We start from the raw sequence: 25416 nt of genomic DNA, 5'->3' as shown, positions 1-25416 counted from the left end.
CGGTCGCGCGGCCGCCGCCGGCCTGTGCCGGGGTGCGGGTTCCGGCGGGACGCGGGCGCGGTTTCCGTCCCGGGGGCGTGGTACGGCAAGATGGGTGTATCTGCCCACCCACTTCCTGCCGGACGGTTTCTCTTGGCTGAGTACATCTACACGATGCGCAAGACGCGCAAGGCGCACGGCGACAAGGTCATCCTCGATGACGTGACGCTGAGCTTCCTGCCCGGTGCGAAGATCGGTGTGGTCGGCCCCAACGGCGCCGGTAAGTCCACCGTGCTGAAGATCATGGCCGGACTGGAGCAGCCCTCCAACGGCGATGCGTTCCTTTCGCCCGGCTACAGCGTCGGCATCCTCATGCAGGAGCCGAAGCTGGACGAGTCGAAGACCGTGCTGGAGAACGTCCAGGACGGCGCCGCCGAGATCATGGGCAAGCTCAAGCGCTTCAACGAGGTCGCGGAGCTCATGGCGACCGACTACTCGGACGCGCTCTTGGAAGAGATGGGCAAGCTCCAGGAGGACCTGGACCACGCAAACGCCTGGGACCTCGACGCCCAGCTCGAGCAGGCCATGGACGCCCTGGGCTGCCCGCCCGGCGACTGGCCGGTCGTCAACCTCTCCGGTGGCGAGAAGCGCCGCGTCGCGCTCTGCAAGCTGCTGATCGAGGCCCCCGACCTGCTCCTCCTCGACGAGCCCACCAACCACCTCGACGCCGAGTCGGTGAACTGGCTGGAGCAGCACCTGTCGAAGTACGCGGGCGCCGTCGTCGCCGTCACTCACGACCGGTACTTCCTGAACAACGTCGCCGAGTGGATCCTCGAGCTGGACCGCGGCCGCGCACTCCCCTACGAGGGCAACTACTCCACGTACCTCGACAAGAAGGCCACCCGCCTCAAGGTCGAGGGCCGCAAGGACGAGAAGCGCGCCAAGCGGCTCAAGGAAGAGCTGGAGTGGGTCCGCTCCAACGCCAAGGGCCGCCAGTCCAAGTCGAAGGCGCGTCTCGCCCGGTACGAGGAGATGGCCGCCGAGGCGGACAAGATGCGGAAGCTGGACTTCGAGGAGATCCAGATCCCGCCGGGTCCGCGGCTGGGTTCGGTCGTCGTCGAGGTCGAGAACCTGAGCAAGGCGTTCGGCGACAAGGTCCTCGTCGACGACCTGTCGTTCACGTTGCCGCGCAACGGCATCGTCGGCATCATCGGCCCCAACGGCGCGGGCAAGACCACGCTGTTCAAGATGATCCAGGGCCTGGAGGAGCCGGACTCCGGCAAGATCAAGATCGGTGACACGGTCAAGATCTCCTACGTCGACCAGAGCCGCGCCAACATCGACCCCAAGAAGACGCTCTGGGCCGTCGTGTCGGACGAGCTGGACTACATCAACGTCGGCCAGGTCGAGATGCCGTCCCGGGCGTACGTCTCCGCGTTCGGCTTCAAGGGCCCGGACCAGCAGAAGCCGGCCGGTGTCCTCTCCGGTGGTGAGCGCAACCGCCTCAACCTCGCGCTGACGCTCAAGGAGGGCGGCAACCTGCTGCTCCTCGACGAGCCCACCAACGACCTCGACGTCGAGACGCTGTCCTCGCTCGAGAACGCACTGCTCGAGTTCCCCGGCGCGGCCGTGGTCATCTCCCACGACCGCTGGTTCCTCGACCGGGTCGCCACGCACATCCTGGCGTACGAGGGCGACTCCAAGTGGTACTGGTTCGAGGGCAACTTCGAGTCGTACGAGAAGAACAAGGTCGACCGTCTCGGCCCGGACGCGGCCCGCCCGCACCGCGCCACCTACAAGAAGCTCACCCGGGGCTGATGCCGCGCATGGCCCGTCACATCTACCACTGCCCGCTCCGCTGGTCGGACATGGACGCCTTCGGGCACGTCAACAACGTGGTCTTCCTGCGTTACCTGGAAGAGGCGCGGATCGACTTCATGTTCCGGCTGGCACCGGGGGACGGCTCGCCGTCGTTCTCCGGCGGCTCCGTGGTCGCGCGGCACGAGATCGACTACGTGCGGCCGCTGGTCCACCGGCACGAGCCGGTGATCATCGAGTCGTGGGTGACGAAGATCAACGCCGCGTCCCTGACCATCGCGTACGAGGTCAAGGAAGCGGACGATCCCGCGAAGACGGATCCCCCGCAGGTGTACGTGCGGGCCTCGACCGTGGTCGTGCCGTTCGACCTCGAGGCACAGCGGCCCCGGCGGATCACCGCCGAGGAGAAGTCCTTCCTCGAGATGTACCTCGACGACGCGGGCAAGGCCGCCGAGGACGCCCTCGTCGCATGAGCACGCCCATGTCCGTACCGGTGCGGAGTCTGCGGCTCGCCGACGCGAGGGAGGCGGAGGACCTTTCCGCCTTCCTCGCCCGGCTGATCCACTACGACCGCGCCGCCGCGGTCAGGCTGCAGGCCCAGGGGGCGGCGCTCGCGGTGTTCGGGCGTCCCCCGTCCTTCGAGGTCCTTGCCGTCCGCACGGCGCGGCTCGTGGAGCCGGCCCACCTGGACGTCACCGTCTCCGCGGGTGAACTGCTGGAGTCGCTGGGCGGCGAGGAGTTCGTTGTGCCGGGGGCGGTCACCGGCCCGCCGTGGGCGGGCGTTCTCCCGCCGCGCGGCGGCTGGCAAGAACTGCCCGGGCTGCCGGACGTGTCCGCGATGCGGGGCGCGGTCGCGGCGGCCGTCGCCGAGTTCCGTGAGCGGGACGAGGCGCTTCCCGCGGAGCGGCGCACCCGTGCGGAGCGGGACCAAATCGGACGTGAGATCTGGTCGCGCACGGTCGGCGCGACGGGCCTGCCGTTGCGTGCCGTGCACGCGGCGCAGTCGCTCGGATTCCTGAGGCCCGGGATGCCGGTGGAGCTGCTGACGACGGGGGCGTGGCTGAGACTGCGTACGCCTTTCGGGTCGGTCGCGGTCCGTACGGGCGGGCCGCTGGGCTCGCTTCCCGTCAGCCCCAGGCACGGCTGACGCGCCGTCGCACGTGGCCCGGTCCGGGTTACGCCTGCGGGCGCGGCCCGGTCGTGCCATGTGGCGTCCGGGTGCCGTGACTTCGGGCATGGCCCGGTCGCCGCCGGTCGCGTACGGGTGCCGCTCCGGGGGCATGTCCGGTACTGCCTTCCCGTACGCGCCTTGCCCAGGACTTACGACGCCTTACGCCCCGGGCACGCCCCTGCGCGTCCCATTGACGTCCCCGTGCCCCGGGCGGGCCCGTCGCTCCCGCCGGACGGTCCCGCCCCCCGGTGCCGCCCGGTCGGCGTCCCGCGCCCGCCCGGGGGTCGGGTGCCGGGCGGACAGGACGCGCCGACGGGTTGAGAGGGCGGGCGGGAAGGACGGGCAGTCAGTCCGGCGTGTTCACCATCGAGGCCGCCGCATACGTGAGGTAGTCCCACAGCTGTCGCTCGTGCTCCTCTGCGAGCTCCAACTCGTCCAGCGCCGTACGCATGTGCCGCAGCCAGGCGTCGTGGGCGGCACGGTCGACGGTGAAGGGAACGTGACGCATCCGGAGCCGAGGGTGCCCGCGGCGGTCGCTGTAGGTACGCGGCCCGCCCCAGTACTGCATCAGAAAGAGCGTGAGCCGCTCCTCGGCCGGCCCCAGGTCCTCCTCCGGGTACATCGGCCGCAACAGCGGATCCTCCGCGACGCCCTCGTAGAAGCGGTGGACGAGGCGCCGGAAGGTCTCCTCGCCGCCGACCTGCTCGTAGAAGGTCTGCTCCTGAAGCGTCCCGCGCGGAATCTCATTCACGCACCCCATGCTCTCAGACCCGTCGGCCGAGGACCGAGGGCCTAGGACTTCCCGCCCGTGCGGCATGGTGGTTCGCTTCCGGGGCCACCGCGCAGGAAGGTGGACATATGGGCCAGGTAGTGGACCGCTTCGCCGAGCCTGCCGCCGAGGCGAGGCGGTCGATGGTGCGCGAGATCGCGGCAGGGGGAGGGCTGACCGATCCGGCCTGGCGGGCGGCGTTCGAGGAGGTGCCCCGGCATCTGTTCGTGCCCTACTACTTCACCGCCCGGGCCGGGACCTATGAGCGCCTGTGGTGCGAGGACCCCGACCCCGGGCGCCGTGCCAGGTGGCTGCGCGGCGCGTACACGGACGAGCCGCTGGCCACGCGGCTGCGCGACGGAGATCTTGTGTCCTCCAGCAGCCAGCCGTCCCTGATGGCCCTGATGCTCGACGCGCTCGAGGTCGCCGACGGAGACCGCGTCCTCGAGATCGGCGCCGGAACCGGCTACAACGCGGCGCTGCTCGCGCACCGGCTCGGCGACGCGGCGGTCACGACCGTAGACCTGGACCCGGACATCACCGAGTCCGCCCGTGTGCACCTGGCGGCCGCCGGCCACCATCCCGCCGTGGTCACCGGCGACGGCGCGCGCGGCTGCCCCGAGCGCGCCCCCTTCGACCGCGTCATCGCGACGTGCGCCCTGGCGTCGGTGCCGTCCGCCTGGCCCGCCCAGTGCAACGACGGCGCCCGCATCGTCACGCCGCTGTCCACCGGGATCATCGTCCTGCGGGTGCGCCACGGCTCGGGCGGCCGCACTGCCGAGGGGCGTTTCCTGCCCACGTCGGCGTACTTCGTACCGCTGCGCGGCGGTACCGTGCCCGCAGAGGTGCGAACCGGTGGCCTGCCCAGGGGCGTGACCGACAACGATCTCTTCCGCTTCCTCCTGAGCCTGAGCGCGGGGGCGCTCGACCCACGCGAGGCGCTCGCCCTGTGGGAACGGGAACACCGCCCCGAGCGCGAGCGCTTCGGGGTCACGGTGAGCGGCCGGCGGCAGTGGGCGTGGCTGGACGATCCCGAGGGGCCCTACGTCTGGCCGCTCGGACCGACAGGCGCCTGAACGGGCTCCGGTCTCCGCACAGTCCGCACACGCCGCACGCGTCATTGGGGCATCCGGACGGCGTCATCGGCGCCTGAACGCGTTTCACCGCGCCTGGACACGTCTGATGGCGGCTGGACGCCGCTGACCGTTCCTGGACGCGTCTGAACGCTCACGGCGCGCGCCGCGTATCCATGGCTGTCGGCAGCAGGATCGCCGCCGCCGCGGTTGGACGTCAGCCGCGGCGGACGGTGATCGTCGTCCAGGCGCCGACGTGCACCCGATCGCCGTCGTTCAACGGGACGGGGACGTACGGCTGGATCGGCTCCTCGGCGCCGTTGAGGGTGGTGCCGTTGGTCGAGTTCTGGTCGACGACGGCCCACGATCCGTCCGGCTGCTGCACCAGCACCGCGTGCTGGTGCGAGACACCCGGGTCCTCCGGCGGCACGGACAGGTCGATGTCCGGCGACTCGCCCGTCGACTGACGGCGGCGCCCGATGGTGACCTGCCCCCCGGTCAGCTGCAGATGCTGCTCCGGGGAGTACGCGGGCAGGTTGAGCCCGCTCGCCTCGGGGCCGCTGCGCTGCATCATCGCCATGAAGTACGCGCGGTCCGGCCCGACCACGGCCGTCCAGCCCGCCGGCGCGGCGTCGGGCCGGGGGCTCTGCGGCTGACCGGGGTACGTGTCCTGCATGCCCGGGCCCTGCTGGTGCCGGCCGGGCACCGACTGCTGCGGGAACGGCGGCGGACCCTGATGACCCTGCGGCCCCTGGTACCCCTGCGGCTGCTGATGACCCTGGCCCTGCGGTCCCTGGCCCTGCGGTCCCTGGCCCTGCGGTCTCGGCGGGGGCGGGGACGAAGGCGACTGGGCACGGGAGGGCGGGGGCAGCATCCAGTCGTCGCCGCCGGTCTGCTGGGGCTGCGGCGGCGCGGGCGGCGCCGGCTGCTGGAAGGCGGGTGGTGCCGGAGTTCCGGACTGCTGCTGGAACGGTGGCGGCGGAGGCGGCGGACCGCCCTGCGGCTGGAAGGCCCCGGGCTGCTGGTGACGGTGGTCGCCGGGCTGCTCCCGGCTCAGCGGCTCCGCGGGCCGGTTCGTCTGTGAGGGCCGCGAGCCCTGGTACTCGAACGGATCACGCTGCTGAGGCTGCGGCGGTGGAGGAGGGCCCTGCTGTGCCGGTGGAGCGGGCGGCCCCGGCTGCGACTGGAACCCGGGCGGGAGGTTGAGCCCGCCCTGCGGCTGGGGCGGCGCCACGGGCGTGTACGACGTCGCCGTGTGCGTGAGGAAGTTGTACCGGCACTCCTCGCAGAACGGGGCCATGGCCTCGCGCGGGGTGCGGCACTGCGGGCAGAGCTCCGCCTGGGCCGTGGCATTCGGATCGGCCGGGCCGGGATAGCCGTAGCCGGGCGGCGGAGGCGGCGGTACGGCCCCCGAGGGAGCGCCGGCAGGAGCCATGCGGTGGCCGCAGACCTCGCACCAGTCGTCGGAACCCGACTGGTGTCCGTTCGGGCAGGTCGGCATGTCGGCGCTTCCCCCTCTCCTCATCCGGCCCGAGGGCCGCTCACTACGTGTTCGTGCGTGGTTACTTCTTGACGCGAACGGTCTTCGTGGAGCGCGTTTCGAGAGTCATCTCGTCCGCGTCCGCGACCTTCGCCTTCAGTCGCACAGTACCCGTCGCCGCATCGACGACGTCCACCACCTTCGAAAGCAGTTTCGCAGTGTCCTCGTTACCGGAACGCGCCGCCAGCTGGACCGCGCGGCCCAGTTTCGCGGTCGCCCCGCCGAAATCGCCCGACTTCCGTGCCTCGAGGCCCTGCTGGATCACCTGCGCCAGCTCCGCCTGTCCCGTGTAGTGCGCAACCTGCGGATTGATCGCGGTCGAGGCGGCCGCGTCGTCAGTCCACACCGCCCGTACGAGCCCCTGTGAAAGAACGTCCGGAGCGCCGCCGTCCGCGGCCGGTATGACCAAAGAGACCCTTGCCGCGAGCATCTCCTGACCGATTCCGGCCTGCGGCACACGTACGCATATGTGGTAGTCCCGGGACTCGTCGCCCCAGGAGCCGGTCGGATGGTCGACTGCGCGCGGGCCCGCCTCCGTGCGCCGCCCGGTGAGGTCCTCGACGGTCGGCGCGACCTGCTTGACGAAGGCGATCTCGACGCCGACCGGTGTCCACAGCCGAAGCGCGACGTCCGCGACCTCCTTGCCCATCGCGTCCTCCATCATCCGCGTGAAGTCAGCGGACAGGCCGCCGGGGTCGGCGACGATGTCCGCCGTGCCGAGAAGCGCGGAGGCGATGCCTGTGACTTCTTTCACCTCCCAGTCGGTGCCGACCCCGCGGGCGTCACAGGTGAAACGGCCCGCGCACGCGTCGAGGGCGGCGCGCAGCTCCTCGGGCGGCTCGTGCTCGTTGCGCCCGTCGGTGAGCAGGATGCCGTGCCGGATCGCCAGGTGGCCGGAGGACAGCAGCCGGCCGGCCAGGCGCAGCCAGGTGCCGATCGCCGTGCCACCGCCGGCCGTCAGCGTCCGCAGCGCTTGCTTGGCCCGGGCCCGGGTGGCCGGGTCCGCGACGGCGAGCCGTCCCCCGCCCGGATACACCTCGAGTGCTTTGTGGGTGCCGGCGACCACCGCGAAGGCGACACCGTCCCGCAGGGTGTCGACCGCCGCGGCCGTCGCCTTCCGCGCGTTGCGGAGCTTCTCCGGCGGGTAGTCCATCGAGCCCGAGCAGTCGACCATGATCACCACACCGGCCGTCGGCTCCCCGTCCGCCACGGTGGCGGCGGGCGCCGACCCCTCCCGCAGTGGCACCCCGCCGGCGGTGCCGCCGCCGGTCGAGGTGACCGTGACGATCGCGTTGACCTCGCGGCCGCCCTCCGGGAGGTATTCGTTCTGGTACACCTCGACCGAGAACCGCGGCACCTGGGACTTGGAGAAAACGGCCATCCGATGGGCTCCTTGTGACTCCGCCCGGGCAACGGGAAACGCCTGCGCCGGCAGGGTGGGCAGGGCCGGCGTGCGGCGGTCGACGGTGACGGGCAGCGGTGGGCGGTGACTGATGGCGTGCGGTGACGGGCGGCGGTGGGCGGTGGTCGACGGTGACGGGCGGTGGCGGGCGGAGCGGTCGCGGCGGTGAGCCGGCCGGGTGGCCGGCTCTGACCGGGCGACCCGGCCGGACCCGAGGCCGGGTCAAGCCGTGCCGTAGGCCGATCCTGCCCCTTGCCGCGGTACGGCGAACGGCAGTACCGCCACTGTTACGTTGTCGTGGCCGCCGCCGTCGAGGGCATGGCCCACCAGCATCTGCGCGCTGTGCAGCGGCCGTTGTGACGCGTCCGCGGGGATGGCCCGGGCCATCTCCTCCGCCGCCTCCGCGTAGTTCCACAGCCCGTCCGTGCAGACCACGACCACGCCGGAGCGGTCCGGCTTGAACGCGGCCGTGTGCGGCTCGAGTTCGTACGCGTCGGCGCCGAGCCAGCCCGTGATCGCGTGGGCCCGCTCGTCCGCGTACGCCTCCGCTTCGTTCATCAGGCCGGCCGCGACCATCTGCGCCGCCCACGAGTCGTCCTCGGTCAGCCGCGCCGGCGGCCCGGAACGGTCGTCGGGGACCCAGTAGGCGCGGCTGTCGCCGACCCAGCCGACGATCAGCAGTTCGCCGGCCGCCACCGCGCCGACGATGGTGCAGGCGGGCGCGTTCTGATGCCGGTGGGGGTCGTCGCCGGGGCCGTGCTCCGGCTCCTCCGCCAGCGCGTTGACCGCTTCCGCGGCGGCCACGATCGCCTCGTGCATGGCCTGCTGCGGGTGTGTGCCCCGGGGCAGCGCCGCCAGCAGCCGTTCGTTGGCTGCGCTCGCCGCGGCGGCCGACGCCTCGTCGGGGCGGGTGGCCGACGACACTCCGTCGCAGACCACGGCGACGACGGCCGGGGAGCCGTCGGGAAGGTCGGTCGACGAGACGGCGAACGAGTCCTCGTTGCGGTGGTGTCGCAGGCCCCGGTCGCTGACCGCGGCGACGGGGCCGATCTCCTGCTCCATGTGGTCGCGTTCGCGGGGCTGGGCGTGGCCGCAGTGCTCGCAGTAGCCGTCGGTGTCGACACGGCCGGAGCGGCAGGCCACGCAGAGCTTGGCCACGGGCGGTGCGGCGGCGAACCCCGGCGCGCCCGCCGCTCGCGGATCGGCGGTGGGCGAGGGGGCGGGAGCGGGATCGACGGTGGGTGCGGTATCGGGAGCGGGAGAGGAAGCCGGGGACGGAGCGGCGAGCTCGAAGTCACCGGAGGGCGGGTTGTCGAACCGCACGACCGGGGTGGGCGGGCGGCCCCCGCCGGGGCCGTCGGGGGCGGCGGATCCGTCGTCCGCGGCCGCGCCCTCACCGGCACGCTCGTGCTCGCCGTGGCCCGCAGGGCCCGCGGCAGCCGCGATGTGCCCCGGGCCCGGCCCGGCGCTCCCGTCGGGGCGGGCGCGCTCGTGACCCGAGTGACCGGCGTGATCCGAGTGACCGGCGTCAGCGGCATGAATCGCGTGACCGTGCGCGGAGGGATCGGCCGGGCCGACGGCGGCAGGCCCGGTCGACGGAGGCAGTTCGCCGCCGTCGGAGTCGGTGCCGGGAACGTCGGCGGCACGTTGCGTCGGGGTCGGCGTGCCCGTCGTGTCGGTGCCGGTGGCCGCGGGCCAGTCGACCGGGGTACCGATGGCCACGGTCGGGCGGTCCTGCGCCACGGCGGGCACGGCCGACAGGTCGTACCCGCACGCCCCGCAGAACCGGTCGCCGGGCTCCAGAGGTTCGTCGCAGCCGGGACAGGTCGACCCGCCGGCCGGCTGGTGCTGTTGCGCCATCAATCACACCCACGTCCGAGGGCGGTAGCGGTTGGCCCGCTCCACCAGCTCTATCCGCTCCTCGCCGCGCTGGGCGAGCCGGGCGAGCGCCCGGAAGGAGCGTTCCAGCCCGAAGCGCAGACCGCGTTCGTCCAGTGCGCTCCCGAGCAGTGCGCTCGGTGCGTGCGGAACGGACGGCCCGCTTCCGGGACTTCCGGAGAGTACCCAGTCCAGCGCGATGCCGAGTACCTCTGTGGACAACTGCTCGCGCCGCACCGGGTCGAGCCCGAGCTCGTCGAGGGCGGCGACCTGCGCGGCAGCCGCCGACAGGTCCTCCAACAGCGGTTCGTGGGCGGGGCGTCGCCGCAGCCTCGCCCGTACGGCCGCCACTCGCGCCGCCGTGTAGTGGATCGACGCCTCCGGCACCGACTCCAGTGTCCGTACGGCTCCGGTGCGGTCGCCCGCCGCGAGCTGGACCCGGGCGAGTCCGAACGCCGCGCTCACATGGCTCGGGTCGGTCGTCCACACCAGGCGGTAGTAGTCCGCCGCGTTGTCCAGCTGGCCGAGCACCTCCGCGCACAGGCCCAGGGCCAGCTTGGGCGCCGGCTCGCCGGGGAACGCGTCGTAGACCGCGTCGAAGGACACGGCCGCCGCCGCGTGGTCGCCGGTCACCAAAGAAATGACGCCCCGGTACCAGACGACCCGCCAGTCGTCCGGCTGCCGGGTCTCCAGGGTGGCCAGCGCCGTCGTCGCCGCCAGTAGGTCGCCCGTCTCCAGGCGGGCACGCAGTTCGCGCAGCCGGATCTCGGGGGAGCTCGCGGCCGCCGTGTGCAGCGCGGCGATCAACTCGGCGGGTGCCGCGGACGTCAGCCCGGCGAGGAGGCCCGCGTTCGGGTCGCTCGGGTCGACGCGGGGCAGAGGCAGCGCCAGCGCGTGCGCCCGCACGTCGAGCCGGGCAAGGTACGGGTCGGGGGCCGGGCCCTCCGGCGGTGCGTCCGGTGCGAGGGCCTCGGCCGCACGGGGCGCGGGAACCGCCGCGTACGTTCCGGCGGCCGGCGGCTGCGCGGCTGCCTGCGGGGCGGCAGCGGCCGCGCCGGGAGCGGGGCGCCCGCCGCGCGCCGTGGCGGACCGCGTACCGAGCCGCGAGACGTCCTCCGCGTGGTCGGCGAACAGCTCCGTGTCCGTCACCCGCAGCTCCGGGCCGAACAGCGTCGACACGGCCGGGCGCGGGCGGCCCGTCTGCAGGGCGACGACCTCCCTCAGCACCCCCGTCAGCTGCTCGGCCATCTCCTGCGCGGAGGCGAACCGCCGTCCCGGGTCCGGGTCGGTGGCCCGTACCAGAAACCGGTAGAACGACTCGTACGTCCGCAGGACCTCGATGTTCTCGGGGTCCGGCAGACAGTCGACGAACACGTTCGTGTAGCCCTGGAAGTCGAACGTCAGCACGGCGAGGGTCCGCGCCACCGTGTAGAGATCGGAGGCCACGGAAGGGCCGGCGTCCGCGACCTCCGGGGCCTGGTAGCCCACCGTGCCGTAGATGGCGGATTCGTCGTCGTCCATCCTGCGGACCGCGCCCATGTCGATCAGCTTGAGCCGGTCCTGCTGCTGGATGGCGTTGTCGACCTTGAAGTCGCAGTACAGGAGGTTTCTGCTGTGCAGATGCCCGAGGGCCTCCAGCGCCTCGATGCCGTACGCGCACGCCTGCTCGACCGGAAGCGGGTCACGGCGCCCGTCCGGGCCACGCCGCTCGTTGGCGAGGTCCTTGAGCGACTTGCCGCCCACGTACTCCATGACGATGTAGCCGTCGAGAGAGCCGGTGCGCTGGTCGAGATGCTCGACGAAGTTGTAGATGCGGACGATGTTGGAGTGCTCGATCTCCGCGAGGAAGCGCCGCTCGGAGATCGCGGCCTCCATCGCGTCCTGATCGCCCGTGTCCAGCAGGCCCTTCAGCACCACCCACCGGTCGGAGACCGCCCGGTCCACGGCCAGATACACCCAGCCCAGACCGCCGTGGGCCAGGCAGCCGACCACCTCGTACTGGCCGTGCACGACGTCGCCGCCGCTCAGCTTGGGCACGAACGAGTAGGGGTGGCCGCACTTGGTGCAGAAACCCTCCGTGCGTCCGGGCCGGTCGCCGCGCGCCCGGCCCACGGGAGCTCCGCAGTCCGAACGTGAACAGAACCGTTTGCGCTCGGGCACCTCGGGGCTGGCCATGACGGCGGAACGAGGGTCGGGCCGCGGCACGTCCGGCACGGTCACCAGCCCGGCACCCAGCCGGTTGCGCGTCGAGGAGGCCGTCGACGAGCCGGAGCTGCGGACCGAGACCGAAGGGGCCGAGGTGCTGCTCCCGGTCAGCGAACGCGACAGCCGGCCCGAAACCGACCGGCGCGACGACGACGAACGTGCGGACGTGCGGGAAGAGCGCGAACCGCTGCGCGCGGAGGAGGGATCGCGGCCGCCGCCGGCGATGCCGGTCGGTGGTGAGGTGACCATGCCGGTGGGCGACGAGACCGCGGGGGCGAGGCCGCAGATGCCGCAGTACAGCTCGCCGCCGCCCATGTCCTCGTACGAGCCTTCACAGCCGGGGCGCCGGCACTCTCTGATCTCGCTCATGAACCCTCTCTGCGGTCGGTGGGCCCCGACTCCTGTGCGGCCTGCCGCGGCACCAGGACTTCCGCCGTGGCGTGCTGATAGCGCAGGACGGCCTGCTCCGCGGCGCGCAGATCGCACGGCGCGCTCCACAGCATCCGGCGCGCCGCGTCGTACCGCTCGATGAGGAAGGGGTCCTCCGCCATGCCGTGGCGTGCGACCTTGGCCTTGTAGGCGTCCAGACGGCCGCGCAGCTCGGCGCGGACCGCCAGGGGTGCGGTGACGGCCGTCAACGACTCCCGGGCGCGCCGCAGTTCGTCCTCCGCCTCCTGCTCCAGTGACTCGAGCAGCGGTGAGAGCCGGTGCCACTGCGCGTGCCTGCGGTACTCGGCGGCCATGGCGAGACGCTCCTGCAGCGCGGTCGGCGGGCCGCTGACCGCGGGCACCTCCGACGCGGCGATCTTGGCGAGGACCTCCCCGCGTGCCGCGCGAGCCTCCGTCAGGGTCCGGTCGGCGCGGGAGAGCAGGTCGCGCAGCCGCATCAGCCGCTCCTCCGAGTCCTGCCGGACCTGGAGCACCGCCTCGATCTCGCGGCGCACGTCCTCCAGGGCGCGTGCCGCCCGGTCGTAGCGGACCGTGTCCGGCCGCCCGCCCCCGGGCGCGGCACTCCCGGGGCCCGGCCGCCAGAAGGCAAGCGGATCCGACACCACCTGTGCCCGCAGTGTGGTCAGCTCGTGGGTGATGGACTCCAGTTCGTCGCCGGAGGGGTGTTCCCCGGGCCGCACGCCCACGGAGTGCGCGAGCGAAAGGGTGCGCCGCAGTTCGGCGGAGAGCAGGTCGATACGGGCGGGAAGCGCCGACCACACGGCGTCGGCGGCCACCACCATGTCCAGGGACGACGCGTAGAGATCGTTCATCCGGCTGACGAGTTCCTCGAGGGTGAACTCCTCCGCCAGTCTGGCCGGTCCGTCGATCTGCTGCCCGGTGCCGGCGGCCGGGCCGGCCACGGTGACACTGCGGCCGCGCAGCCGCTCGGTCAGCTCGGCCAGATCCTCCCGGCTGGACCAGCGCCTGCGGGCACGGAGCTCACGGATGTCGTTCAACGCGGCGCTGTAGGCGTCGAAGTAGAACCAGAGCAGGGAGATCTGCTGGTCGGCGGCGGCCCAGCGGTCCTTGGTCACACCGGTCAGCTCGGCGCCCTCGAGCAGCCTGCGGCCCGCGTGGTCCTGGAGCGCCAGCAGCGAAGTCTCCACCGCCTCGTGCTCCGCGCCGAGGCGTGCCAGCGCACGGTCCACCTCGTCCCGGTCCATCACCGGTCCGTGCGGTCTCCCCGCCGAGCCGGGGAAGGGTCCCGCGACGCCCATTGATCACCTCTCCGTTCTTCTCGTCGCCTGCGTCGTGCCCATGGATGTCTGCCCGCCTAGTCCGCCCGGTACTTGGGCTGCGGTGGGCCCGTTATGCCCGGCAGGTCGGCCGCGAGCCAATCGTCGTACGCCTTCTTCCAGGCGCTCTTGCGGTAGTCGACCAGGACCTGGTTGATCCGGCGCACCAGGTCGTCGTTGCCCAGCTTGGTGGCCACGCCGTAGTACTCGGTGGTGAAGGGCTTGTCGCCCTTGAGCTCCACCGCCGGGTCCTGGGCGGCCTGGCCGGCCGCCAGGGCGTTGTCGGTGACGATGGCGTCCACCAGGCCCTGCTGGAGCCTGACCAGGCAGTCCAGCTGGTTGGGCACCGTGTACAGGTCCTCGTCCTCCGGCAGGCCGTCGTGCTCGTCCTTGAACGTCGCGCCGAAGCTGTTCCTCTCCAGCGCCTCGTACGCGGTCGAGCCCTCCGCCGAGCAGATCCGCTTGCCCGTGAGCGACTCGTCGTACCCGGTGATCGTCGAGCTCTTCGGGGCCAGCACCTGCTGGCCCGCCTGGAAGTACGCCGTGGAGAAGGCGACCTGCTCGACACGGCCGCAGCTGATCGTCATCGTGCGCACCACGATGTCCACCGTGCCGTTCTCGAGGGCCGGGATGCGCTGGTTCGTGGGTATGGCGCGGAAGATGACGGCGTCCGGGCTGCCGACGACGTCCTTGGCGATGGCGCGGGCGAGATCGATGTCGAAGCCCTCGAGGCCCCTGGTGACCGGGTTGCGGTAGCCCCAGCGGTAGCTGTTCTGGTCGACGCCGACGATCAGCTTGCCCCGCTCCTTGATCGCCTCGATGGTGGGCCCGTCGGCGCTGGAGGGAGTGAGGGACGCCTCAGGGGCCTCGCAGCTTTCCGCCTTGGCGGAGACGGCGGAGGCGGCGGCCCGGCCGGGGCCCTCCGTCAGAAGCTCCGCGCCGCCGCGGGACAGCGGCAGCAGGGTCGCGGCGGCGATCAGCGCACAGGCGGCGGCCATTGAGGCGACGCCGCCCCAGCCGCGCAGCCGGCGCGGAGTGCGCAGGCCGCGCCGGGCGCGCCGGTCGCTCGGACGTGCCTTCGTGTCCGACATCGCTCCCCCTCTCACCGGTACTCCGAAAGCCTGCGGTTGATCCCCAGCACGGCGCCCGCCGCGCCGAGCACACCCAGGGCGAGGGCCCCGGCCGGCAGCCCCGACAATGCCCCGCGACCGTCCTTCGCCGCCTCGGTGAACTCGCGCTGTTCGTGCGCCAGCGCCTTCTTCAGTGCGGCATCGACCTTGTCGAAGGAGGCGCCGGTGGAACCCTCGGCGCCGATGACCTTGCGGACCACACTGTCGTAGTCGCCGGCCCGGTCGGTCCGTGCGACGTCCTTGTGACGCTCCCGCCACTCGGCCACGGCCGAGATCGCGGCCTTCACAGGCGCGCGGCCCGCGCTGTCGTCGGCGAGAAGCTCCGCCCGGTGCAGCTGCTCGCCGAGCTGCTTCATGCCGGTGGCGTAGTCCGTCTCGTACTTGTCGCTCTTGCCGTCGTTGGTGAGCACCGCACCGCGCGCCACCACGGTCAGGTTCTCGTTGGCCCGGGCCTTGAGCGAGTTGATCCGGGCGTCGCCCAAGACCTTGAGGGACTGCTGGCCGTGCAGATCGGCGTCGTTCAGGTGGGCGCGGGCGACCGTGTGGCCCACGCCGAGCCAGAGCAGCAGGACCGTGGACGCCGCCGTCGCCGCGACCAGGCCGGGGCTGAACACCCGGTTGGTGCTCCGGTAGTTGCGCCGCTGCACCCACACCAGGGCTCCGATCGCCACGACGCCGGCCCCCAAGGACAGGACGGGCCGGAACCGGGCGTCCTCGTCGTCCTGTTCGAGCCTCGCCGTCTCCGCGTCGTACAGCTTCTGGGCGGCGGGCAGCAGCTCCCTGGACATCCGGTCGTTGGCGAAGCGGAGATAGGCGCCGCCCAGCGGCCGGCCGAGCCGGTTGTTGGCCCGGGCGGTCTCGATCAGCCCCGTGTAGCGCGGCAGGGCCTCGTTCAGCAGGGCTATCTGCTGTCCCGACTCACTCGAACCGTCGGTGTTCGCCGCAGCCTTGACGAGCAGCCTGGACGCCAGGGCGATGTCGTCGTCATACCTCTTCGCCACCTCGCGCGGCTCCTCGATTCCTGCCAGGAAGCCGCTGGAGGCGGCCGTGTCCGCGTCGGCGAGCGAGCGGTAGATCGAGGCGGCGTCGGCGCTCAGCGGCTGACTGCGGCTCACCACGTCGTCCGCGGCGTCCGCCCGGGCGGAGATCTCGAACGCCGTCACCGCGCCGAACGCCACCACCAGCACCGCCAGAACGGCACCGATGATCTGCAGCCGCCCCGGCTCCGTCGTCGCCGCGGCGCGCAGCCTCCGGCGACCCTCGGCCCACGCGCCACGCACCAGGGGCGGCTGGGCCGACGGCTGCGCGGGCGGCGCCTGGTGCGGAGCCGGCTGAGGCGCTGTGCGCACATGCGGCGGGTGTGTCACGTGACCTCCCCCTTGGTCGCTGACGTCGGCCCGCTCCCGGCGGGTCCTGGGACTGCTCCCGGCCAGAAGTATGGCCGCAGGGGACTCTCTCACACCACAATCGACCCGATCTTGCTACCGGCGCGGACGCCGACCGTCGCCCTCCTCGCACATTCCCCACCGTGCCCCCACCATGAATACGAGTCCCGGCCTTGATCGGTTCCCGGGGCCGGACGCGGAACATCGTTGTCACGGCAGACCGGTGACGCCACGCCGGCCGCCGCCACCACCTCACGACCGCCTGGCTCCACGACATCCTGACGGTAAGGCAGCCCGATCTCACGTCGGTCCGGCCTCACGTCGGTCCGGCCTCACGACGGCCTGACGGCAGGGCACGCAGGGGCACGACAGGGGCACGGCGCCGCCGCGCCCCGGAAGGCGCGGGCGGCGTCGTCCCGCGGCGGGACGACTCACGCGTAGTGCAACCGCAGCGCCTCCCGCGCCTCGGGCGGGGCCCCGATGCGGTCCAGCCCCAGCAGCGCCGCCCCCAGCACCGGCGCTGCCGTCACGACCTCGGCGACCGCCTTCGGTGCCCGGACCGCGAGCAGTTCGCGGATGTGCCCCTCCAGTTCGGGGTGGCGGGCGGCCAGCACGCTGCCGCCGAGCAGCACCGGTGCCTCCTCGCCGAGGAGCCCGAGCCGCCCCAGGGCGACGGTCGCCATCGCCACGACCTCCTCCGCCTGCCGGTGCACCAGTGACCGGGCCACCGGATCGCCGTCCGCGCTCGTGGCGAAGAGCACGGGAGCCATCTCGTGCCTGCGCGCGGCCGCGACACGGCCCAGATGCAGTGCCTCGATCAGCGCGTACACCGAGTCCAGACCGAAGTGCGCGGGCAGGGCGGCGGCCAGTGCCGTCGGCTCTCCGCGCCCGTCCTCCGCCCGCGCCGCGTGCCACAGGGCCTCGTCCGCGAGACCCCCGCCGCCGCCCCAGTCCCCGGAGATCCTCCCGAGTGCGGGAAAGCGGGCGGTGCGGCCGTCGGGCAGCATGCCGACGCAGTTGATGCCCGCGCCGCACACGACGGCCACCCCCCGGGGCTCGTCCACCCCGGCTCGCAGAATCGCGAACGTGTCGTTGTACACCTGGGTGGTGCGACCCCAGCCCCGGTCGTGCAGGACGGTGGTCAACTGCCGCTCCTCCACCGGCAGGTCGGCGTTGGCGAGGCACGCGGAGACATGCCCGACCGCACCGGTGATCCCACCCCTTGCCGCGGCCTCCGCGACCGTGGCCGCGAGGGCGTCGATCGCCGCCGTGACACCGGCCTTCTGCGGCTGGAAGCCAGGCCCCCGGTTCGAGGCGAGCACGGAGCCGTCGGCGCCGACGAAGGCCACGTCGGTCTTGCTGTTCCCCGCGTCGACGGCGAGGACCGTCGCGGAATGTCTCGCCCGGTTCCCCCCGGAGGAATCGGTCATGCCCACGCGAGGTGCTCCCGGTTGTGCGCGAGCAGCCGGTCGGTGAGCTTCTCGGCGTACTCGTACTGCCCGACCAGGGGATGCGCCAGCAGTGCCTTGAAGACCCGCTCGTGCCCGCCGCGCAGCGCCGCATCCAGGGCCAGGTCCTCGTAGGCGGTCACGTTCGCGATCAGCCCGGCGTACAGCGGGTCGGGTCCGCGCACCGGGAGCGGGGCCGCCCCCTCGGTGCCCACGGCGGCCTGCACCTCGATGACGGCGTCGTCCGGCAGGAAGCCGAGCGTGCCGTTGTTGTACGTGTTCACCACCTGGTGCGGGGATCCCGCACCGCTCAGCAGCGAGGCGGCGAGGTCCACGGCCGCCTCGGAGTAGAAGGCGCCACCGCGCTTGGCGAGCAGCTCCGGCTTCTCGTCGAGCTGCGGGTCGCCGTACATCTCCAGGAGCCGCTTCTCCATCTGCGCGACCTCCGCGGCCCGGGACGGCTTGGTTCGCAGCTCCCGTACGACCTCGTCGTGGCCGTAGAAGTAGCGCAGGTAGTACGAGGGGACGGCCCCGAGGCGCTCGATCAGCTCCCGCGGCATACGAAGGTCACCGGCGACGGCGTCACCGTGTTCGGCGAGCAGCCGCGGCAGGACGTCCTCGCCCTCCGGGCCGCCGAGCCGGACGGCGGTCTCCCAGGTGAGATGGTTGAGGCCGACGTGGTCCAGATGGATCTCGGAGGGCACCGCGTCCAGCAGCGCGGCGAACTTCCGCTGGAAGCCGATGGCGACGTTGCACAGCCCGACGGCCTTGTGTCCCGCCCGCAGCAGTGCACGGGTGACGATGCCCACCGGGTTGGTGAAGTCGATGATCCAGGCGTCGGGGCTGGCCCGGCGCACCCGTTCCGCGATGTTCAGGACGACCGGGACGGTCCGCAGCGCCTTGGCGAGGCCGCCCGCGCCGGTGGTCTCCTGGCCGACGCAGCCGCACTCCAGCGGCCAGGTCTCGTCCTGTTCGCGGGCGGCCTGTCCGCCCACGCGCAGTTGCAGCAGGACGGCGTGGGCGCCCGCGACGCCCGTGTCGACGTCCGAAGTGGTGATGATCCTCCCTGGATGGCCCTGTCTGGCGAAGATGCGGCGAGCGAGGCCGCCGACCAGTTCGAGCCGGTCGGCCGCGGGGTCGACGAGTACGAGTTCCTCGATCGGGAGGGTGTCGCGCATCCGCGCGAAACCGTCGATGAGTTCGGGGGTGTAGGTGGAACCGCCCCCCACGACAGCGAGCTTCATGAACTGGCCTTTCTAGCCCTTCACTCCGGTCAGGGTGATGCCTTCGATGAAGGCTTTCTGCGCGAAGAAGAAGACCACGATCACCGGTGCCATGATCATCAGCGTGGCGGCCATGGTCAGGTTCCAGTCGGTCTGATGGGCGCCCTTGAAGGACTCCAGGCCGTAGCTCAGGGTCCAGGCGGCCGGGTTCTCCGAGGCGTAGATCTGCGGACCGAAGTAGTCGTTCCAGCAGTAGAAGAAGTGGAAGAGGGCCACGGCGGCGATGGCCGGTCTGGCCATCGGCAGCACGATCCGCACCATCGTGCGGAACTCGCCGCAGCCGTCGATCCTGGCGGCCTCCGTGTACTCCTTGGGGATGGTCAGCAGGAACTGGCGCAGCAGGAAGATCGTGAACGCGTTGCCGAAGGCGAACGGGATGATCAGCGGCCAGAGCGTCCCCGCGAGGTCCAGCTGCTTCGCCCAGAAGAGGTACATCGGCACGATGACCACCTGCGGCGGCAGCATCATCATCGCGATGACGAGCATCATCACCGCATTCCGGCCCCGGAAGCGGAACGTGGCCAGCGCGTACGCCACCGGAATGCTGGAGCCGACGGCGAGTAGGGTGCCGAGTCCCGCGTAGAGCAGGGTGTTGCGCCACCAGGTGAGGAACCCGGGGGTGTTCCACACGGTGGCGAAGTTCCCCCATTCCCAGGTGCGCGGCCACAGGTCCCGGGTCAGAGCCTGGTCGTCGCTCATCACCGCGGTCAGGAACACGAAGACGAACGGCAGCAGGAAGAACAGTGCGGCGGCGATCGCCAGCGAGTGGACAGCGATCCACTCCAGTGCCGCATGCCGCCGTGCCGCCCGCCGGGCGCCGGTGCTCCCGCCGCCGTGAGCGCCCGGCTTGTGGACGCGGGCGCGGGCAGGGGTCGGTGTCATGGTGGTCATCGCTCAGTCCTTGGCCGACATGAAGCCGGAGCGCCGGCGCATCAGGAACGCCGTGAACGCCATGGCCAGGACGAACAGCACCAGGGCGACCACACAGGCGGCGCCGGTGTCGAAGCGCTGGAAGCCGAGGTTGTAGACCGTCTGTGGGACGGTCAGCGTCGTCTTGTCCGGGTAACCGGGTTCGAACTGCTGCCCGGAGCCGCCGATGACCCCGCTCGCCACCTTCGCCGCCACCAGCGGCTCCGTGTAGTACTGCATCGTCGCGATCACGCCGGTGACGACGGCGAAGAGCACGATCGGCGAGATGTTCGGCAGTGTGACGTAGCGGAACCGGTGCCATGCCCCGGCGCCGTCCAGCTCCGCCGCCTCGTACTGCTCCTTCGGCACGTCCAGCAGCGCCGCCATGAAGATCACCATCAGGTCGCCGATGCCCCACAGGGCCAGGATCGTCAGGGACGGCTTCGACCAGGCCGGGTCGTTGAACCAGCCGGGTGCGGGGAGCCCGATCCCTTCCAGGATGGTGTTCGCCGGTCCGGTGCCCGGATTGAGCAGGAAGACGAAGGCCATGGTGGCGGCGACCGGCGGGGCCAGGTACGGCAGGTAGAACAAGGTCCTGAAGACTCCGGGCCCCGTCTTGATCTTCGTGATCAGCAGCCCGATGCCGATGCCGAACAGGACCCGCAGCGACACCATGACGGCGACCAGCCACAGGGTGTTGCGCAGCGCCGGCCAGAAGAAGGGGTAGTCGTTGAAGACGTACGACCAGTTCTTCAGGCCCACCCACGTCGGTGGAGTGAACCCGTCGTACCGCATGAAGGAGAAGTAGACCGTCGAGACCAGCGGGTAGACGAAGAAGACCGCGAAGCCGATCAGCCAGGGCGAGAGGAAACCCAGCGTCCGCAGGGTGGATCCGCGGCGCTTGGACCGCAGTGTGCGGGCGGCGGGGTGGAGGGCGGTGGCGGCCATCAGCGGGCCTGCTCGTTGTCCTTGTCGACCTGGGCGTCGGCCTTGCGCAGGCCGGCGTCGAGGTCCTTCTCACGGCCGGCCTCGTAGCGAACCCCCAGATCCTGCGCGGTCAGCAGGAACGCGCCGCCGTTGACGGAGGACGGGGCGTGGGCGCTCTTCGGGTGCTGGGCGATGTCCACGAACGTGCGGTACAGCGGGTCGTCGTTCAGCTTCGGCGACTCCAGCGCCGCCGTGGTGGAAGGGACGTTGTGGATGGCGTTGGCGAACGAGACGACCGCCTCGGTGTCGGTGGAGAGGTACTTCACCAGCTCCCAGGCCGCGTTCTGCTTCGTGCTGACGTCTGCGATCCCGAGGATCGTGCCGGACAGACAGCCCTTGCCGTAGTCCGCGGCCCGGTCGTCCGGGACGGGGAAGGGCGCAGCGCCGATCTCGAAGTCCAGGCCGGCGTCCTCGGCCATCTTGCCGCGCCACTCGCCGTCGAGCTGCATGGCGACCTGGCCGGTGTGGAAGGGGTGCTTGGGGCCCCACTCGTCGCCGAGGCCGGTGCGGAACCTCTCCAGCTTCCGGTAGCCGCCGAGTTTGTCGGCAAGGTTCTTCTGCCAGGTGAACAGGGCCTTCGCGGCGGGGTCCTTCGCCAGGTTGGACTTGCCCCGGTCGTCGAAGTACTGGACGCCGAACTGCGAGGCGTAATGCTCGAAGGTCGTCTCGTAGCCCTGGAAGTTGGGCATGAAGCCGAGCTGTTCGTAACTGTCGCCCTTGGTCCTGGTGAGTTTCCGGGCGACCTCGTCGAACTCGGAGAGCGTCTTCGGCGGCGCGGTGACGCCGGCCTCCTCGAACGCCTCCTTGTTGTAGTAGAGGCCGTACGCGTCACCCAGCAGCGGCACCGCGCACCGGTCGCCCTCGTGCTCGGTGTACGCGGCCATCTGCGGCAGGAAGGTCTTTGCCGGGTCGATCCCCGACTTCGCCAGGAACGGCTCCAGGTCGGCCAGCGCGCCCGTGGTGCAGAACCGGCCCACGTTGTCGGTGGTGAAGGAGGAGACGACGTCCGGCGCGTTCGAACCACCCGCCCGCAGCGCCTGGTTGAGCTTGTCGTCCGTGATGCCCTTGACGGCCTTGACCTTGATGTTCGGGTGCTTCTTCTCGAACGACGTGATGTTCGCCTCGATCGCCTCGACCTCACCGGGCGCGGACCAGCCGTGCCAGAAGGTGAGCGTGGTCCGCGCGTTCGGATCGTCCGTGGCGCCGCTGCCGGTGGATCCCGTGCAGGCCGTGGCGAGAAGCGATATCGCGGCGGTCGCGGCCAGCGCGACACCCGTGGTCCGGCTGTTCTTGGGCATGACGATGTCTCCCTGTGACAAGGACGGGTCGGGGGAAGGGGAGAAACAGGATCCGGGGAGGAACAGATGCGGGGCAGAGGAACCGGTGTGCCGGTGGGTCGTCGGTTCAGCGGGAGGTGTCGAAGACCTCGTCGCGGGTGGTGGCCAGCGCGCTTTCCAGCGCGCCGCGCAGAACGGGCCGCCGGCGTACGGACCCGAGAACGAGACGCGGGCGGGACGCGGCCAGCTCGGTCAGCTCCGCCTGGACACGCGCCCGCAGTGGCTCGCCGCCCGCGGCGACGGCCTCGCCGGACAGCACCACCAGCTCCGGGTCGAGTACGGCCACCATGGAGGCCAGGCCGGTCGCGAGTCCTGTCGCGTACGCGTCGAGCAGCTGCCCGTACGCCCCGGAGTCGATCTCCGCGGCCCTGGCCACCAGCGCCGTCGCGACCTCGGCGTGTGTACCGCCGCCGATCTCCTCGGGGGCGAGGCCCAGGTCGCGGGCCAGCCGGGGGAGTGCCTGGGCACCCGCCAGTTCCTGGAAGCCGCCGCTGTTCGCCTTGGTCACCCGGCGCACCAGCGGGGTACCGGGTACGGGCAGGAAACCGACCTCGCCTGCGCCGCCGGTGAAGCCCCGGTGCAGCCTGCCGTTGATGACGACGGCGGCGCCGAGACCTTCCTCGTTCCACAGCAGGACGAAGTTCTCATGGCCGCGGGCGGCGCCGAGGCACTGCTCGGCGACGGCGGCGAGGTTGACGTCGTTCTCGTACTCGACGGGCATCGGCAGAGCGGCCGCCAGCTCGCCCAGGAGGGTGGGGGAGTGCCAGCCGGGCAGGTGGGAGGCGTACCGCAGCCGTCCGGTGGACGGGTCGAAGGCGCCGGGAGTGCCGATGACGAGGCGGTGGACGTCCGCGCGGGTCAGGCCGGCGGCCTTGACCGCCCCGTCGAGCGCGTCGGTCACCTGCCGAACGACGCTGTCGGCGCGCCGGCCCGGGGTGGGCAGCTCGAACTCCCCGACGGCCGCGCCCGCCACGTCGGCGACGGCGGCCCGGATGCGCTCCGGGGTGACGTCCAGACCGGCGGCGTGCGCCACGTGCCCGTTGATCGCGTACAGCTGGGCGCTGGGGCCGGGCCGCCCCTCCGTGGTGCCGGTGACGACGACGAGGCCGGCTGCCTCCAGCCGGGCCAGCAGCTGGGAGGCGGTCGGCTTGGACAGACCCGTCAGCCTGCCGATCCTGGTCCGGGAGAGAGGGCCGTGTTCCAGCAGCAGATCGAGCGCGGCACGGTCGTTCATGGCGCGCAGTACACGCGGGGTACCGGGCGTGGTTCCGGCCACGACGGCTGCACCTGCCTCTCGGATCGGCTTCTCGGAGCTGGGACTGTTAGGAAAGTTTCCTATCGCCCTGGGACGAAAGTAGGCCGCACGTCGGGCGCCCGTCAATGGCAAACGCCTCCCGGGCAACGGAAGCGTTGCCCGGGAGGCGTGGTGCGTCAGTCTTTCCGGCCGGGCGGCCGCGCCGCAGGGGCCCGCCCGGCGGGCCGGTGTCGGCCCGCGTTCACTTCGAGAGGTTGGCGGGTGGGGTGATCGGCGAGGCGGCGATCGACTGCGGCGACCGCTCCGACGCGAAGACCGACGGGGCCGCCATACCGGCGGTCGGGTCGGCGGGGGACTCCTCGGCCTGCTGCGGCAGCCCGCCGACGATACGGATGCCCGCCTCGTCGAACGCCCGCTTGATCCGCCACCGGATCTCCCGCTCCACGCCCAGCGCCTTGCCCGGCATCGTCTTCGCGGAGACACGGAACGTCATGGAGTCCAGCAGTACCTCGGTCAGGCCGAGAGTCTCGAGCGGGCCCCACATCTGCTCGTTCCACGGCTCGTCCTTCGCCAGGCCGTCCGCGACCTCGGCGATGACCGTCTTGACGTGGTCCAGATCCTCCGAGGGGTGGACCGTGATGTCGACGGTCGCCGTCGCCCAGCCCTGGCTCAGGTTGCCGATCCGCTTGATCTCGCCGTTGCGCACGTACCAGATCGCGCCGTTCTCGCCCCGCAGCTTGGTGACCCGCAGACCCACCTCGATCACCTCTCCCGAGGCGACACCGGCGTCGATCGAGTCACCGACCCCGTACTGGTCCTCCATGATCATGAACACGCCGGAGAGAAAGTCGGTCACGAGATTGCGCGCGCCGAAACCGATCGCGACGCCCGCCACGCCCGCGGAGGCCAGCAGTGGCGCCAGATCGATCTCGAAAGCGCCGAGAATCATCAGGCCCGCGGTGCCGAGGATCAGGAACGAAGCGGTCGAGCGCAGCACGGATCCGATGGCCTCCGAACGCTGACGCCGCCGCTCCGCGTTGACCAGCAGACCCCCGAGCGTCGTGCCCTCCACGGCCTGCGCGGAGCGGTTCATCCGTGCTATCAGCTTCGTCAGCGCCCGGCGCACCAGCATCCGCAGCACCAGGGCCACCACGAGGATCAGCGCGATACGCAGCCCGGTGTTCAGCCAGATGGACCAGTTCTCCTCCACCCAGCCCGCCGCGCTCTCCGCGTGCTTCGCGGCCTCGTCGAGGGTGACGGGGCTCGGCGAGGGGTCGGTTTCCAGCACGGCGGACGACCAGGAGGACCAGAAGGCGGTCAAGGGAGGAACCTCCAGCTTGCGATGACAGATCAATAACATTAGCCGGGCATCAGGGCTTCTCCGGCGCCTTCCGGACCCGAGAGACGCGACTCACCACCGCCTGCCGGGAAGAGCGCGTCACCCCTGTGGCGGAAAACACCTCGAGCCCGTTACGCATACGTGGTGGCGCAGAAAGCGGCGATGAGTGGAAACTGATGGCAGATCGTCCCGGCGCGAGCCACGCGCCGCCGGCGTACAAGGAGGCATCCACCGTGCCGCACGTCCTGGTCCTCAACGCGTCGTACGAGCCCCTCGGCGTCGTACCGCTCCGCCGCGCGCTCGTCCTCGTACTGGAGAACAAGGCTCTCTGCCTCGAGGAGTCCGGCGCCTTCATGCACAGCGCGACCCGCGTCATCGCCGCGCCCAGCGTCGTGCGACTCAAACGTTTCGTGCGGGTCCCCTACCGGGGGCCCGTTCCTCTTACCCGCAAAGCGCTCTTCGCCCGCGACGGCGGGCGCTGCATGTACTGCGGTGGCATCGCAACCAGCGTCGACCACGTAGTCCCACGCAGCCGCGGGGGCCGGCACGCGTGGGACAACGTGGTGGCCGCGTGCCGCCGCTGCAACCACGTCAAGGCCGACCGGCACCTGCGCGAACTCGGCTGGCGGCTGCGCCACCAGCCGGCCCCGCCGAGCGGACTCGCGTGGCGCATCATCGGGACGGGCCACCGGGACCCGCGGTGGCTCCCGTACCTCCAGCCGTACGGGGCGGACGACGCGATCACCCGCATCGACGGCATATCGGCCTGATACGGCGCCCT

General features: G+C 71.7%; 20 protein-coding genes. 5 read left to right on the top strand and 15 right to left on the bottom strand.

Annotation, left to right across the window (positions count from 1 at the left end):
- Positions 1-132 precede the first annotated feature (132 nt).
- Genes ettA through AB0903_RS17670 form a run of 3 tightly spaced genes read left to right on the top strand, consistent with a single transcriptional unit; the run spans position 133 to position 2944 of the window.
- Positions 133-1797, top strand: a complete 1665-nt coding sequence (gene ettA / locus AB0903_RS17680) for an energy-dependent translational throttle protein EttA (protein WP_366703686.1) — start codon at positions 133-135, stop codon at positions 1795-1797.
- A gap of 8 nt (positions 1798-1805) precedes the next feature.
- Positions 1806-2270, top strand: coding sequence for a thioesterase family protein (locus AB0903_RS17675; protein WP_366703684.1), 465 nt, complete (start codon positions 1806-1808; stop codon positions 2268-2270).
- Between the two features lie 8 nt (positions 2271-2278).
- Positions 2279-2944: a hypothetical protein gene (locus AB0903_RS17670; RefSeq protein WP_366703718.1), complete on the top strand. Its 666-nt coding sequence runs from the start codon at positions 2279-2281 to the stop codon at positions 2942-2944.
- Between the two features lie 370 nt (positions 2945-3314).
- Here the strand turns inward: AB0903_RS17670 and AB0903_RS17665 are convergent, their stop codons facing one another.
- Positions 3315-3719 carry a globin gene (locus AB0903_RS17665; RefSeq protein ID WP_366703682.1) on the bottom strand — a complete coding sequence of 135 codons (405 nt, stop codon included), beginning with the start codon at positions 3717-3719 and terminating at the stop codon, positions 3315-3317.
- Between the two features lie 107 nt (positions 3720-3826).
- On the opposite strand from AB0903_RS17665, the gene AB0903_RS17660 reads away from it, so the two are divergent.
- Complete coding sequence (locus AB0903_RS17660) at positions 3827-4813, top strand: methyltransferase domain-containing protein (RefSeq protein WP_366703680.1); 987 nt, start codon at positions 3827-3829, stop codon at positions 4811-4813.
- A gap of 214 nt (positions 4814-5027) precedes the next feature.
- Here the strand turns inward: AB0903_RS17660 and AB0903_RS17655 are convergent, their stop codons facing one another.
- The 14 genes from AB0903_RS17655 to AB0903_RS17590 form a co-directional block, all read right to left on the bottom strand.
- Positions 5028-6311 (bottom strand): FHA domain-containing protein, encoded by a 1284-nt coding sequence (locus AB0903_RS17655; protein ID WP_366703678.1) that lies wholly within the window; start codon positions 6309-6311, stop codon positions 5028-5030.
- A 61-nt stretch (positions 6312-6372) separates the two neighbouring features.
- Positions 6373-7731 (bottom strand): VWA domain-containing protein, encoded by a 1359-nt coding sequence (locus AB0903_RS17650; RefSeq protein WP_366703677.1) that lies wholly within the window; start codon positions 7729-7731, stop codon positions 6373-6375.
- A gap of 243 nt (positions 7732-7974) precedes the next feature.
- Positions 7975-9612, bottom strand: a complete 1638-nt coding sequence (locus AB0903_RS17645) for a protein phosphatase 2C domain-containing protein (protein ID WP_366703675.1) — start codon at positions 9610-9612, stop codon at positions 7975-7977.
- A gap of 3 nt (positions 9613-9615) precedes the next feature.
- Complete coding sequence (locus tag AB0903_RS17640; RefSeq protein ID WP_366703673.1) at positions 9616-12204, bottom strand: tetratricopeptide repeat protein; 2589 nt, start codon at positions 12202-12204, stop codon at positions 9616-9618.
- Positions 12201-13544 (bottom strand): hypothetical protein, encoded by a 1344-nt coding sequence (locus tag AB0903_RS17635; RefSeq protein WP_366703671.1) that lies wholly within the window; start codon positions 13542-13544, stop codon positions 12201-12203. Before AB0903_RS17635 ends, AB0903_RS17640 begins: the two co-directional genes overlap by 4 nt.
- A gap of 56 nt (positions 13545-13600) precedes the next feature.
- Positions 13601-14653, bottom strand: a complete 1053-nt coding sequence (locus tag AB0903_RS17630; RefSeq protein WP_366703669.1) for a glutamate ABC transporter substrate-binding protein — start codon at positions 14651-14653, stop codon at positions 13601-13603.
- An 11-nt stretch (positions 14654-14664) separates the two neighbouring features.
- Complete coding sequence (locus AB0903_RS17625; RefSeq protein WP_366703716.1) at positions 14665-15975, bottom strand: hypothetical protein; 1311 nt, start codon at positions 15973-15975, stop codon at positions 14665-14667.
- 533 nt (positions 15976-16508) lie between these two features.
- Positions 16509-17507, bottom strand: a complete 999-nt coding sequence (locus tag AB0903_RS17620) for a BadF/BadG/BcrA/BcrD ATPase family protein (protein ID WP_366703667.1) — start codon at positions 17505-17507, stop codon at positions 16509-16511.
- Positions 17504-18769: a 6-phospho-beta-glucosidase gene (locus tag AB0903_RS17615; RefSeq protein ID WP_366703665.1), complete on the bottom strand. Its 1266-nt coding sequence runs from the start codon at positions 18767-18769 to the stop codon at positions 17504-17506. Before AB0903_RS17615 ends, AB0903_RS17620 begins: the two co-directional genes overlap by 4 nt.
- 12 nt (positions 18770-18781) lie before the next feature.
- Entirely contained in the window at positions 18782-19690 is a 909-nt protein-coding gene (locus AB0903_RS17610; protein ID WP_366703714.1) for a carbohydrate ABC transporter permease, read from the bottom strand.
- A 12-nt stretch (positions 19691-19702) separates the two neighbouring features.
- Entirely contained in the window at positions 19703-20665 is a 963-nt protein-coding gene (locus AB0903_RS17605) for a sugar ABC transporter permease (RefSeq protein WP_366703663.1), read from the bottom strand.
- Positions 20665-22002: an ABC transporter substrate-binding protein gene (locus AB0903_RS17600; protein WP_366703661.1), complete on the bottom strand. Its 1338-nt coding sequence runs from the start codon at positions 22000-22002 to the stop codon at positions 20665-20667. The genes AB0903_RS17605 and AB0903_RS17600 overlap by 1 nt, the downstream gene beginning before the upstream one ends.
- Positions 22003-22108: 106 nt before the next feature.
- Positions 22109-23317, bottom strand: coding sequence for an ROK family transcriptional regulator (locus AB0903_RS17595; protein WP_366703659.1), 1209 nt, complete (start codon positions 23315-23317; stop codon positions 22109-22111).
- A 220-nt stretch (positions 23318-23537) separates the two neighbouring features.
- Positions 23538-24617, bottom strand: coding sequence for a mechanosensitive ion channel family protein (locus AB0903_RS17590; protein ID WP_366703657.1), 1080 nt, complete (start codon positions 24615-24617; stop codon positions 23538-23540).
- Between the two features lie 251 nt (positions 24618-24868).
- Between AB0903_RS17590 and AB0903_RS17585 the strand changes: the two genes are divergently transcribed.
- Positions 24869-25405, top strand: a complete 537-nt coding sequence (locus tag AB0903_RS17585; protein WP_366703712.1) for an HNH endonuclease — start codon at positions 24869-24871, stop codon at positions 25403-25405.
- Positions 25406-25416: the final 11 nt, after the last annotated feature.

It is taken from the genome of Streptomyces sp. NPDC048389, assembly GCF_040706335.1.
GTDB lineage: Bacteria > Actinomycetota > Actinomycetes > Streptomycetales > Streptomycetaceae > Streptomyces.
Note: the sequence above shows the minus strand (reverse complement) of the source record. Positions and strands in the feature narration are given on the sequence as shown.